The sequence below is a fragment of the Pseudomonas anatoliensis genome, assembly GCF_017976235.1.
GTDB classification, from domain to species: domain Bacteria; phylum Pseudomonadota; class Gammaproteobacteria; order Pseudomonadales; family Pseudomonadaceae; genus Aquipseudomonas; species Aquipseudomonas anatoliensis.
On record NZ_JACVHC010000005.1, the window covers coordinates 274,914 to 288,387 of the forward strand.

Annotated in this window: 9 protein-coding genes; 4 read left to right on the forward strand and 5 right to left on the reverse strand. The window is 59.4% G+C overall.

Annotated features, from left to right (window positions below; translation table 11 throughout):
* The 4 genes from aceF to msrA all read left to right on the forward strand — a co-directional run bounded on the left by aceF (position 1) and on the right by msrA (position 7,436).
* Positions 1–1,965: a dihydrolipoyllysine-residue acetyltransferase gene (gene aceF, locus ICA16_RS18105; protein ID WP_210701185.1), complete on the forward strand. Its 1,965-nt coding sequence runs from the start codon at positions 1–3 to the stop codon at positions 1,963–1,965.
* 275 nt (positions 1,966–2,240) lie between these two features.
* Positions 2,241–3,635 carry an alkaline phosphatase D family protein gene (locus ICA16_RS18110; protein WP_210701186.1) on the forward strand — a complete coding sequence of 465 codons (1,395 nt, stop codon included), beginning with the start codon at positions 2,241–2,243 and terminating at the stop codon, positions 3,633–3,635.
* A 255-nt stretch (positions 3,636–3,890) separates the two neighbouring features.
* Positions 3,891–6,587 carry a putative bifunctional diguanylate cyclase/phosphodiesterase gene (locus ICA16_RS18115; protein WP_150617528.1) on the forward strand — a complete coding sequence of 899 codons (2,697 nt, stop codon included), beginning with the start codon at positions 3,891–3,893 and terminating at the stop codon, positions 6,585–6,587.
* Positions 6,588–6,770: 183 nt separating this feature from the next.
* A complete protein-coding gene (gene msrA, locus ICA16_RS18120) occupies positions 6,771–7,436 on the forward strand; it encodes a peptide-methionine (S)-S-oxide reductase MsrA (RefSeq protein ID WP_150604885.1) in 666 nt (221 codons plus the stop codon).
* 127 nt (positions 7,437–7,563) lie between these two features.
* Here msrA and ICA16_RS18125 read toward each other — a convergent pair whose 3' ends face one another.
* The 5 genes from ICA16_RS18125 to putP form a co-directional block, all read right to left on the reverse strand.
* Entirely contained in the window at positions 7,564–8,403 is an 840-nt protein-coding gene (locus ICA16_RS18125) for a 23S rRNA (adenine(2030)-N(6))-methyltransferase RlmJ (protein ID WP_210701187.1), read from the reverse strand.
* Positions 8,404–8,606: 203 nt separating this feature from the next.
* Positions 8,607–8,771 carry a hypothetical protein gene (locus tag ICA16_RS18130; RefSeq protein ID WP_210554456.1) on the reverse strand — a complete coding sequence of 55 codons (165 nt, stop codon included), beginning with the start codon at positions 8,769–8,771 and terminating at the stop codon, positions 8,607–8,609.
* 13 nt (positions 8,772–8,784) lie between these two features.
* A complete protein-coding gene (locus ICA16_RS18135) occupies positions 8,785–9,492 on the reverse strand; it encodes a DUF4123 domain-containing protein (RefSeq protein ID WP_210701188.1) in 708 nt (235 codons plus the stop codon).
* Entirely contained in the window at positions 9,482–11,497 is a 2,016-nt protein-coding gene (locus ICA16_RS18140) for a type VI secretion system Vgr family protein (RefSeq protein WP_210701189.1), read from the reverse strand. Before ICA16_RS18140 ends, ICA16_RS18135 begins: the two co-directional genes overlap by 11 nt.
* 355 nt (positions 11,498–11,852) lie before the next feature.
* Positions 11,853–13,337 carry a sodium/proline symporter PutP gene (putP, locus tag ICA16_RS18145; protein WP_150617522.1) on the reverse strand — a complete coding sequence of 495 codons (1,485 nt, stop codon included), beginning with the start codon at positions 13,335–13,337 and terminating at the stop codon, positions 11,853–11,855.
* Positions 13,338–13,474: the final 137 nt, after the last annotated feature.

Here is a 13,474-nt window from a genome sequence, read left to right on the forward strand (position 1 = left end):
GTGAGCGAACTCATTCGCGTACCTGACATCGGCAGCGGTGAAGGTGAAGTAATTGAACTGTTTGTGAAGGTCGGCGACCGTATCGAAGCCGACCAGAGCATCCTGACCCTGGAATCGGACAAGGCCAGCATGGAAGTGCCGGCCCCGAAAGCCGGCGTCATCAAAAGCCTGAAAGTGAAGCTGGGCGACCGTCTGAAAGAAGGCGACGAACTGCTGGAGCTGGAAGTCGAGGGCGCCGCTGAAGCGGCCCCGGCGGCTGCCGCTGCGCCTGCTGCAAAAGCTGAAGCCAAACCGGCTGCCGCTCCTGCTGCCGCCGCCCCAGCCGCTGCCCCTGCTGCCGCTTCGGTTCAGCAAGTGCACGTGCCGGACATCGGTTCGTCGGGCAAGGCGCAGATCATCGAGATCCAGGTCAAGGTCGGCGACACCGTCGAAGCTGATCAATCGCTGATCACCCTTGAATCCGACAAGGCGAGCATGGAAATCCCGTCGCCTGCCGCTGGCGTGGTCAAGGCCATCAGCGTCAAGCTCAACGACGAAGTTGGCACCGGCGACCTGATTCTGGATCTGGAAGTGGCGGGTGCTGCGGCCCCTGCTGCTGCCGCTCCGGCTCAGGCTGCTGCGCCGGCCGCTGCTGCTGCGCCTGCTCCGGCAGCCGCGCCAGCTGCACCGGTGGCCGACAGCGTTCAGGACATCCACGTGCCGGACATCGGTTCGGCCGGCAAGGCCAAGATCATCGAAGTGTTGGTCAAGGCTGGCGACAGCGTTGAAGCTGACCAATCGCTGATCACTCTGGAATCCGACAAGGCGAGCATGGAAATCCCATCGCCTGCCGCTGGCGTGGTCGAAAGCGTTTCCATCAAGCTGGATGACGAAGTCGGCACTGGCGACCTGATTCTGAAGCTGAAAGTCAAAGGCGCGGCGCCTGCTGCTGCTCCGGCTCCAGCTGCCGCTGCAAGTGCTCCGGCACCTGCCGCTGCTGCCCCGGCTGCCGCTGCACCTGCACCTGCTGCAGCCGCACCAGCCGCCGCCCCGGCCAAGCCGGGCGCGAAAGTTCACGCCGGCCCTGCCGTGCGTCAACTGGCCCGCGAGTTCGGCGTTGAGCTGAACGCAGTCGGCGCCAGCGGTCCGCACGGTCGCATTCTGAAAGAAGACGTGCAGGTTTACGTCAAAGCGATGATGCAGAAGGCCAAGGAAGCACCGGCCGCAGCTGCCGGCGCTACCGGTGGTGCGGGCATCCCGCCGATTCCGGTCGTCGACTTCAGCCGTTTCGGCGAAATCGAAGAAGTGCCGATGACTCGCCTGATGCAGATCGGCGCGTCGAGCCTGCACCGCAGCTGGCTGAACATCCCGCACGTGACTCAGTTCGATTCGGCTGATATCACTGAGCTGGAAGCGTTCCGCGTCGCACAGAAAGCCGTTGCAGAGAAGGCCGGCGTCAAGCTGACCATTCTGCCGCTGCTGCTCAAGTCCTGCGCGCACATGCTCAAGGAGCTGCCGGACTTCAACAGTTCGCTGGCACCAAGCGGCAAGGCGATCATCCGCAAGAAATACATCAACATCGGCTTCGCCGTCGACACCCCGGATGGCCTGCTGGTACCGGTCATCAAGAACGTCGACCAGAAGAGTCTGTTGCAACTGGCAGCCGAAGCCGCTGCGCTGGCCGCCAAAGCCCGCGACAAGAAGCTTACCGCTGACGACATGCAAGGCGCCTGCTTCACCATTTCCAGCCTCGGCCACATTGGCGGCACCGGCTTCACGCCGATCGTCAACGCGCCGGAAGTGGCGATCCTCGGTGTTTCCAAGGCAACCATCCAGCCAGTCTGGGACGGCAAAGCCTTCCAGCCGAAACTGATGCTGCCGCTGTCGCTGTCCTACGATCACCGTGTGATCAACGGCGCCGCTGCCGCACGCTTCACCCAGCGTTTGGGCAGCCTGCTGGCGGACATCCGCACCATCCTGCTGTAATCCAGACGGCCCTCCGGCGACGGAGGGCCGCTTGTGCTCCACGTTTTCGAGCGCCACACGCTCGTACCTCAACCCCGCCAATTGGCGGGGCTTTTTTTGCCTGAAATAAACCAGGTCTCGTATTTTTCCTACAAGTTGCGCTGACATCGGCCACGACTCCAGTCAACTTTGCATCGACTTATCCATTCGACATGCAACTAACCTTGGCGCAGCAAGTTTATTAACCAAACTTGACGCCAAAACTTATCAAGTAATTCATTCGAATGGATTCGAAAATGCTAAAACCAACTATAGGCCCAATTATCGGCCATGTAACAACTCATCATGCACGCATATTTATCCGCGGCGACCGACAGGACAACAACACCGTGTTTGCCGGGATACGTTATCGCATCGCCGACACACAACAATGGTCTAACGGTATTTTTGCCAAACTGAGCGATCTGCGAGATATGTCGGAAGTTTTCGCACTCAACCACTTGAGCAGCGATACGGAATACGAATTTCAAGCAGGCTGGTTCAGCCCGATGAATCCGGTTCATACCCAGGACTCGGTGGCAGAACTGCCGCTGCAATGGCCTCGGGAGATCTACCGTTTGCGCACCCGCTCAACAGCAATGCGCGCAAGGGCCTACATTGTCGGCTCTTGCCGGTACTTGCGCATGACCGCCGGCATTGCTTCACTGCCCCAGTTGGGCGACCGGATCTTTGCGTCCATCAATCAATTGATCGAGGGCGCACAACCCCCTATCAGTGCCACGCTGATGACCGGCGATCAAATTTATGTCGACGACATGAACCTGATCGCACCGGATCGCGAATACAAGGACATACTCAGTAAATACCGCGCGGCGTTCTCGCAACCCAATATAAAGCGATTGATGTCCAGCACTTCGACTTACATGATTCTCGACGACCATGAAATAGAAGATAACTGGCCGGCCAATGCCAGCAAGTCCGACGGCGCGTTATATCGCAATGCCATGGCCGCCTATGAGTTGTATCAAGCCAGTCACAGCCCGGTACATCCGCTGACAACTAACGGCCAGATTGATCGTTCGGTACTTCAGCACTATTGGTATCAGTTCAGTGACGGTGACATTGAATGGTTCGTGACCGACAGCCGCACTCGACGTAACTTGTCAGTCGATGATCGACGCATTCTCGATGAGGCTCAGGAGCACGCGTTGCTGGAGTGGCTGATCAGCAGTCCGGCGCGGGTGAAGTTCGTAGTGACCAGCGTGATGTTCTACCCGGATCGCAAACAATTCGGCGACGATGCGTGGAAAGCCTTCCCGGAACAGCGCCTGCGCCTTCTGGAAACCATCCGCATCCAAGGGATCAAAAACGTGGTGTTCGTCTCGGGCGACGTGCACGGTTCGCTGACCGCGCGCCTGACCCACAGCGACGATCCGGACTTTGAAGTCCACACCATCGTTTCCTCGCCCCTGTGCAACAGCATGCTGCTGCCGTACGCCAAGGCTTCCACTTTTATACTCGACCAACCGCTGGTGCGTACGGCGACGGGCGACTATCAGCATGAGTTGACCAGCACGGTGGTCAGTAAAGACAACTTTGCCCATGTGGTGGTCGAAGCCGATCAGATTCTGGTCAATTACCATGACCGGGATGGCAAGAGGCTCCAGTCGATCGCGATAAAACTGCGTTAGGGCGTTAAAAGATCGCAGCCTTCGGCAGCTCCTACAAAGGGCAAATTCGCCTGTAGGATCTTTCGGAGGCTGCGATCTGTAGCTCTTTTCTGACAGACACTGGAGAAATGCCCCGCGCGGCCGACACATTCTTATAGCACTTGGCCTTCATCACTCTTGTCAGTCAGTGCCGCAATGATGCAACCTTGCCGCAGGCAACAGTAAAGAGGGCGAGAGCCCAGAGCGTTCAGCATATTTCCAAGCGAGTTTCCCTCCATGAAGAGCCAACCCGATGCCGCCAGCCGTATGGTGGCCGAGGTAGTGACGCAATTGCCGGTGCCCTCGCGGCTCGGCATGCTGCGTTTCGAGCGCTTGAATGAAGCCAGCTGGGCAATGCTGTTCCTTGATCCCAATTGCGAACGTCAATTCGGTCAACCGGCCGTTGAGTTGTGTGCTCTGGTCGGCTCACCATACGCCAGCCTGATGGAGCCGGAAGCACGCTATCAGTTGCACGACACGATCCAATTGCAACTCAGTGCCAGCCCGCATTATCTGGTGCGTTACACGCTGCACACCCCTGCCGGCGCGCTGTCCATTCTGGAACTCGGCGAAGCCTATAAGCAGCACAATCGTCACTTGCTGCGCGGCTATCTGCTGGCGGTCGATACCGTATTCGACGAAGCGCCGCTGCTGCCTTGCGTCGATCTCGAAACCCAGAACTCGCGCTTGCAGATCGCCCTCGAACTCAATCAGCGTGCCCAGCAGGAACAACTGCAGCATCTGGATCGAGTACGCGCCCAGCAGGATCTGATTCTGCTACTCGCCCGCCAGCGCTACAGCACGCACAACTCGCTGCAAGAAGCCGCCGAACTGATCACCCGCTGCGCCTGCGATATCTATGAAATCGACTGTGCCAGCCTGTGGAACCTCGAAGGCCAGCAACTGCTGCCGATCTCGGCTTACCACCGCGCGACCCAGGACTACATTCTCCCGGACGCGATCGACATCAGCGGCTTCCCTGATTACATGGACGCCCTGCACAGCAGCCGCGCCATCGACGCACACAATGCCATGCGTGACCCGCGCACCCGCGAGATGGCCGAAGCGCTTCGCCCGCGCGACGTCAACGCCATGCTCGACGCCAGCATCCGCGTCGACGGCCACGTGGTCGGTGTGCTGTGCCTGGAGCAGACCGGCGTCACCCGCGCCTGGCAGTCCGATGAAATCGCCTTTGCCGGCGAACTGGCCGACCAGTTCGCCCAAGTGATCAACAACCACAACCGGCGCACCGCCACCAGCGCCCTGCACCTGTTCCAGCGTGCGGTCGAGCAAAGCGCCAATGCCTTTTTGCTGGTCAATTGCGACGGCGTGGTCGAGTACGTCAACCCGAGCTTCACCGCGATCACCCAGTACACCACCGAGGAAGTCCACGGCCAGCGCCTGTCGGAACTGCCGGCCCTGGAAAACCTCAGCGAGCTGCTGTTCGACGCGCCCTCGGCGCTGGCCAAGAGCAACAGCTGGCAGGGCGAATTCAAGAGCCGCCGGAAAAACCTCGAACCGTACTGGGGGCAGTTGTCGATCTCCAAGGTTTACGGCGACAACCGAGAGCTGACCCATTACATCGGCATCTACGAAGACATCACCCAGACCAAACTGGCGCAGCAGCGCATCGAACGTCTGGCGTACACCGACAACCTGACCAACCTCGGTAACCGCCCGGCGTTCATCCGCAACCTCGACGAACGCTTCGCCCGCGATACCGATACTCCGATCAGCCTGCTGCTGGTGGACATCGACAACTTCAAGCGCATCAACGACAGCCTTGGCCACCAGACCGGCGACAAACTGCTGATCAGTCTGGCGCGGCGTTTGCGCAACAGCCTGAGCTCGAGCGGCAGCCTCGCCCGGTTCGCCAGTAACGAATTCGCGGTGCTGCTCGACGACACCGACCTTGAGGTCGGCCAGCAGATCGCCAGCCAGTTGCTGATGACCCTCGACAAACCGATGTTCGTCGACAACCAGTTGATCAGCGTCACCGGTTCCGTGGGCCTTGCCTGCGCGCCCCTGCACGGCCGCGACCCACAAACCCTGATGCGTAACGCCGGTTTGGCCCTGCACAAGGCCAAGGCCAACGGTAAACATCAGGTACAAGTCTTCACCGAAGCGCTAAACGCCGAGGCCAGCTACAAGCTGTTCGTCGAGAACAATTTGCGGCGCGCCCTGACCCAGAACGAGCTGGACGTGTTTTACCAGCCCAAGCTCTGCCTGCGCAGTGGTCGCCTGCTGGGGATGGAAGCGCTGTTGCGCTGGAATCATCCGGAGCGCGGCATGATTCGTCCGGATCAGTTCATCAGCGTCGCCGAAGAAACCGGCCTGATCATTCCGATCGGCAAATGGATCGCCCGTCAGGCCTGCCGCATGAGCAAAGCGCTGACCGCTGCCGGTCTGGGTAATCTGCAAGTGGCGATCAATCTGTCGCCCAAGCAGTTCTCCGATCCGGACCTGGTCGCGTCCATCGCCAACATCCTCAAGGAAGAAGCGCTGCCGGCCAATCTGCTGGAGCTGGAGCTGACCGAAGGCCTGCTGCTGGAAGCCACCGAAGACACGCACTTGCAACTTGATCAACTCAAGCGCTTGGGCCTGACCCTGGCCATGGATGACTTCGGCACCGGCTACTCGTCGCTCAGCTACCTGAAAAAATTCCCGATCGACGTCATCAAGATCGATCGCAGCTTCATCCACGAAATCCCCGACAATCAGGACGACATGGAAATCACCTCAGCGGTGATCGCCATGGCCCACAACCTGAAACTCAAAGTCGTGGCCGAAGGCATCGAAACCGCCGAGCAACTGGCGTTCCTGCGTCGCCATCGTTGCGATGTGGGCCAAGGCTATCTGTTCGACCGGCCGATCCCCGGCGCCGATCTGATCCAGGCCCTCAAACGCTACCCGCGCGGCCCGCTCTGCCTCTGATCTCGCCGCCCCCTCATGTAGGAGCTGCCGCAGGCTGCGATCTTTTGATCCTGTTTTTTAAAGACAAGATGAAAAGATCGCAGCCTTCGGCAGCTCCTACATTGAATAGTGCGAAATCGGGCATCATTGGGCACACTGGCGGTCTACTTTTTTTACATCCCATCCTGACTGAGAGGAACGATCATGGTTCTGCGCTCGGAAATTCTGGTGAACAAAAACGTGCTCCCGACTAAAGAACAAGCTCTGCCCGGCCGCGAAACCGCGATGACCCTGCCTGAAAAGCACTTCGTCTTTGACGAAACCCCGCTGCTCGGCCCGTTTTTCCAGGACGTCGATTTCGCAATCTTCGGTCTGGGCTGTTTCTGGGGTGCCGAACGTCGCTTCTGGCAGCGCGAAGGCGTGGTCAGCACGGTGGTTGGTTATGCCGGTGGCTTCACGCCAAACCCGACTTACGAAGAAGTCTGCTCAGGCCTGACCGGCCACGCCGAAGTGGTGCTGGTGGTGTATGACAAGGCGCAAGTCAGCTACGAAGAATTGCTGGCGATGTTCTGGGAGCTGCACAACCCGACTCAGGGCATGCGTCAGGGCAACGACATCGGCACCCAGTACCGCTCGGTGATCTACGCGACCTCGCCAGAGCAACTGGATGCTGCGCTGGAGAGTAAGGCGACCTATCAGGCTGAACTGTCGAAAGCGGGCCTGGGTGAAATCAGCACCGAGATCGAACAGGCACCGACCGTGTACTTTGCCGAAACTTATCACCAGCAATACCTGGCGAAAAACCCGGAAGGCTACTGCGGGATTGGCGGCACCGGCGTGTGCATGCCACCGAGTCTGGCCGGTAACTAAGCCTTAAAGCAAAAGATCGCAGCCTTCGGCAGCTCCTACAGGGGTCGAGATCGTCCACAAATGTGTGAGCGTTCACCGAGCCCTGTAGGAGCTGCCGCAGGCTGCGATCTTTTGATCTTGCCGTTGATCAGCTCTCGGCAATCAACCAATCCATCTGCCACCCACCCTGGGTCTGGCCCAATTTCTTCGACAACCACGGCAGCAGCTCTCGCAACTCTTCCTCCAGCCCCCACGGCGGATTGGCAATCGCCATTCCCGAGCCGTTCAGGCTGTTCGGCGTATCCAATGGATGCACCAACAACTCCACGCGCAACAATTTCGGCGCGCCAGTGCCGGCCAGGTCCTGATAGAAACGGCGCAACGCACGCTGATCCTTCACCGGGTACCAGATCGCCGTCACGGTTTGACGCATCCGGCCAATGGCCTCTTTCATCGACGCCGCACAACGCTGCATTTCATCGAGCTGCTCGAACGGCGGATCGATCAACATCACCGCGCGCTTCTCCTGCACCGGCAACATCGCCCGCGCAACATGCCAGCCCTCGCCCAGATGAACTTTCACCCGACGATCGCCGGCCATGTTGTCTTTGAGCAGCACGCCGTCTTCAGGGTGCTTCTCGTTGAGCATCACCCGATCCTGCGGCCGGGTCAGACGCCGCGCCAGCTCCGGCGAACCCGGGTAATAGCGCAACTGGACATCCGGGTTCATCTCGTGCAGGACTTTCATGTAGTCGGCGGTCAGCGCCGGCAGGTCCGGCTGATCCCACAAACGCGCGATGCCTTCCAGGTACTCGCCGGTACGGTTGGCCTGATCGCCCTGCAAGTCATACAGACCGATGCCGGCGTGGCTGTCGAGATAGGCAAACGGCTGCTCCTTGCGCGACATCAGGGCGATGAGACGGGTCAAGGTCAGGTGTTTGAACACATCGGCGTGATTGCCGGCATGGAAGGCGTGACGATAATTCATGATTGCTCCTGCGAAGGCCGCGAAGTTTACCTTTTACCGGGCAGCAAGTCAGGGGTTGGTAGCCGAGCGGGCCTAAACGTCAAAAGATCGCAGCCTTCGGCAGCTCCTACAGGGGTTCCGCGATCGTCCACGCATTTGTGAACGACACTGAACCCCGTAGGAGCTGCCGAAGGCTGCGATCTTTTGATCTGGCTCCTGAAAATTCAGGAAGGCATCGCGCTCAATCGTTTGCCGATCACATCCAGCACATCACACCCATCGCGCAGCGGTATCACGCAGAGCTGGGCGAAGTCGCTGAGGATGACGGAGTCGCATTCGACCGAGCCGCGCATGCACATGTTTTCCAGGACCTGGATCACGGCGCGCATGCGCCCGGAAATTTCACCCCGACTCTGCCAGCAAAAACTTCAGTAACGCCGATTGCGACGATTCTTCCGACGCTGCAACCCGAAAAAACTGCCGGACCTTGCAGCGCAGAACAGCCTCGGGAAATGCCTCGTACAACGCCGGATGTTCCTCGCTCAGCCACTGCACAGCATTGCTGACCTGAACCTCATCACCGCTCGCAGCCAATACCGAGTCAGGCACCTTCCACCAAGGAAACACCTGCCCCGAAACCTGCGCCCTGCCCCCGATATCAACAGCCTGACCATTGATGAGTCCGCGCGAGATCACCGGCAACAGCTGCGCCGAATCCACATCAGCAGACCGCAGGATCGGCAACAAGAACCGTCCATCCCAGAAGCGGAAAAACACGGCTTTCCCGTCCGGCATCAACACTTGCGTCAGGCTGCGAAAATGCTCGACCACCACCTCAAGACTCGCCGAAGACACCGCCAACCATCCCCAGTCGCGGGACTCGGTAGTCGCCACCCAATCCAGAAACTCACTTTCCGCCGAGACAATTCCCACGAAGGGCATCACCGCATCCCACTCGGCGTAGATCGTGTCCGCCCAAACTGGGCCAGGCGCCAACTGCATTGGCGGCTTGGCAGCGCTGGCATTGCTGAAGATGGCGAACAACTGCTCCGACGGTTTCAGCGGCTCACGCGCCAGCCATGCACGCGGCTCAAGACATTCAGGCTGCACAAACACCTTCCTTGCAACGCTCACACTCTTCGCAGAATGGCGCGTCACCTTTGAAACTCATGATCTGCGCGGCCGTCAGCATCGCTGCCGGGGCCGCCACCAAATTCTCCGGCAACCCCGGCACACTCGGCGCCGCGCTCATCGCCGCCATCGGCGCGCCACCCACCACAATCGGCACGCTGCTGAAAATTCCGCCGGGGCCGATGTTGATCCACTGCCCGCCCGCCTGAATCGTCGCGCTCGCGCCACCATCGATGACCACTTGCTGACCGGCGCTGACGTGGAATTGCGCACTGGCGCTGGTCGCCTGACTGCTCACGCTGATATGCCGATCGCCAACAACCGTCAGATGATCGTCCTGCCTGACTTCGGTCTGGCGTTGGCCGTGTGTGATGCGTTGTTCGTCAGCCTTCAATTCATGTTTGGCGGTGCCGGTGACGACGATGCTGCGCTGGTTGTCGACCTGCACTTGTTGATCATTCAACACATGCTGAGTCCAGTTGCGCTGGGCGCGCAGATAGATTTCCTCGGCGCCTTTTTTGTCTTCTATGCGCAGCTCGTTGTACCCGCCACCACCGGGGCTGCTCTGGCTGCGGAAGATGCTGCGGGTCTTGTCCGCGGGCAAGTCCAGTGGCAGCGGGGTCGCCGCGTTTGGCAGGCAACCCATCACCAGCGGCTTGTCAGCATCGGCATCGATGAAACCGACCAGCACTTCCATGCCCACGCGCGGGATCAACACGCTGCCATAGCGATCATGAGCCCAGCCAGTGGCAACTCGCAGCCAGCAACTGGCGTGATCGTTGAGTTCGCCGTCGCGATCCCAGGCCAGTTGCACCTTGACCCGACCGTACTCGTCGCAATGGATTTCGCTGTCCTGTGGCCCGGTGACAACGGCCGGTTGATAGCCGAGCATCCTTGGCTTTTCCGGCCCCAGGGCTGGACGAAAGAACACCTCCCACGGTGTCGCGAGAAAGGTATTACGGTAACCGCGGAATTCTTCCCCATCGCTGGTCACCGATTCCTCCAGCACTTGCGGCTGCCGGCCACGGTGTTCGATGGCGGTGAGCAGCCACAGATCATTCCATTCCTGGCGCGGGTGCTCCGCCAGTTGCAGGAAATGTCCACAAACCAGCGCAGATTCATCGCTGATGCCTTCGGCCTGTCGGTAATCAGCGACATGTCGCTCAAGTGCGCGCTGGGCGAGGTGCTTGCCGGTTTCACGGTCGTTGAATTGGCCGGGAAAGTGGTAATCCTCCAGCACCGGACGTTGTTCACCGTCGATGCGGCTTTCCAGTTGCAAACGCGGCTTGGCGAAGTTGTAGTCGCGCCGGGCGACTACGCTGGTACGGGTTTCCACGCGAACATTAAAGCGCTGAATCGCCGGCGCCCCGCCAGCCATGCCGCTGCCCGGCAAATAAAGGGTCGGCTCGGCCAGGCGCGGGAACACCGTTTGATCGTCGCCGAACACCAACAGATGGCCTTCGGGACTGTGCTGGAAATGGAAGTGAATGCCGACTTCGGCGCACAGGCGCTGGATAAACGCGAGATCACTTTCCCCGTACTGCACGCAATATTCGCGCACCGGGTATTCGCTGCCGAGACGAAACTCGAAGGCATCGCGCAGGATCGCGTGGTCCTTGAGGATCTGCTCTACGATTTGCGGCACGCTCCGATGCTGGAAAATCCGCTGATTGATGCGCTGACCGAGGTACGTCAGACGCGGGACAAGGCTTAGGTGATAACGAGTAAGACGTTTCCCGGAGTCGCCCTGCCCGACCTGATAGATCTGACCGTGAACGCCGGAACCGTCCGCATCAAAACTCAGAAACGCCTGACAGTGCAGCAGGCTTTCGAGGTCCAGGTCCGGCCGCTCGCTGACCAGTTCCAGCTCGAAACGAAAGGGTTGGCTGATGGCTTCCGTGCCCGTGAACTCAAGGACTTTGAGGTCGTGCGGGGCGCCTTCGAGGGTCAACGTGAAACGCGGTTGATTGGCAGGCGCGAACATCCGATGTCTCTCTGCAGAATGAAGGGCGGGCGATTCTGCATGAGAGGCAAGGGGGGCTGGGTGGGTGACGGAAAAATCAGATTTGCCCTACTTTGACTGTCTAAATGCCCTACTTAAATTGCCGCATCCAACTACAGACAGATCCCTCGAACCCACCACCGACCCCCTGTAGGAGTGAGCCTGCTCGCGATAGCGGTCTGACATTCAGCATTGATGTCGACTGACACACCGCTATCGCGAGCAGGCTCACTCCTACAGGGGAGCACGGTGAATCGGAGAAAACACAGGCACAAAAAAACGGCCCGCCTCCTTATGGGAGACGGGCCGTTTTCTGGTGAGCCTCAGCTCGGAACAATCACTTGTTCAGGTTGTAATCTTTTTCTGCCGCTTCGAAACGCTGCACCATGCCAGCCGTCGGCTTACCGAGCTTGCTGACGATGACGATGACCAGGCTGGCGAGGATGAAGCCCGGGATGATTTCGTACAGACCCATCACGTCAAGCTGCTTCCAGGCGACCACGGTGATCGCGCCGACCAGAATACCGGCCAGTGCGCCGTCACGGGTCATGCCTTTCCAGATTACCGAGATCAACACAACCGGACCGAATGCAGCACCGAAACCGGCCCAAGCGTAGCTGACCAGACCCAGCACCTGGTTTTTCGGGTTAGCTGCCAATGCGATGGCGACCAGTGCAACCAGCAACACCATGGCGCGACCGACCCATACCAGCTCTTTCTGCGAAGCGGTCTTGCGAATGAACGCTTTGTAGAAGTCTTCGGTCAGGGCGCTCGAGCACACCAGCAACTGGCAGCTCAGGGTGCTCATGACGGCAGCCAGAATGGCCGACAGCAGCACACCGGCAACCCATGGGTTGAACAGCAGTTTGGCCAGTTCGATGAACACGCGCTCGTTGTTCTCGGTAACAGGACCCGCTACTTCCGGGTGCGCCGAGAAGTAAGCGATACCGAAGAAGCCCACGGCTACGGTGCCGCCCAGGCACAGGATCATCCAGGCCATGGAGATGCGACGCGCCTTGGCAATCGATTTGACCGAATCAGCGGCCATGAAACGCGCAAGGATGTGCGGCTGGCCAAAGTAGCCCAGACCCCAGCCCAGCAACGAGATGATGCCGATGAAGGAGGTGCCTTTGAGCATGTCGAAGTTGCTTGGATCTTGTGCTTCGATCGCCAGGAACGTGGTATCGACGCCGCCGGTGGCCAGCAGCACGATGATCGGCGTCAGGATCAGAGCGAAGATCATCAGCGTGGCTTGTACGGTGTCAGTCCAGCTCACCGCGAGGAAACCACCGACGAAGGTGTAGGCAATCGTTGCCGCAGCACCGGCCCACAGCGCAGTCTCGTAGGTCATGCCGAAAGTGCTTTCGAACAGACGGGCGCCAGCGACGATGCCGGATGCGCAGTAAATGGTGAAGAACACCAGAATCACAACAGCCGAGATAATCCGCAGCAGGCCGCTTTTGTCTTCGAAACGGCTGGAGAAGTAGTCCGGCAGGGTCAGTGCGTCGCCGTTGTGCTCGGTCTGCACGCGCAGACGGCCGGCAACAAACAGCCAGTTCAGGTAGGCACCGATGATCAGGCCGATGGCGATCCAGCTTTCGGAAAGACCGGACATATAGATAGCGCCCGGCAGGCCCATCAACAACCAGCCACTCATGTCGGAGGCACCGGCAGACAGTGCGGTCACGACGCTGCCCAGGCTACGGCCGCCCAGAATGTAGTCAGAAAGGTTGTTGGTGGAGCGATAGGCCATGAGACCGATCAGCACCATTGCTGCGATGTAGATCACGAATGTGATCAGGGTTGGATTACTTACGCTCATTGAGTTACGCCCTGGCTTTGTTTTTATGTAGCGGCGGTGGTGAACCGCTCGCAAACGACGACGTTTGGCAGACGATCCGGGATCCCGCGCATTTAGGACTGATGTTTCCCCAGGAAAGCCATCAGCCGGGTGCATCG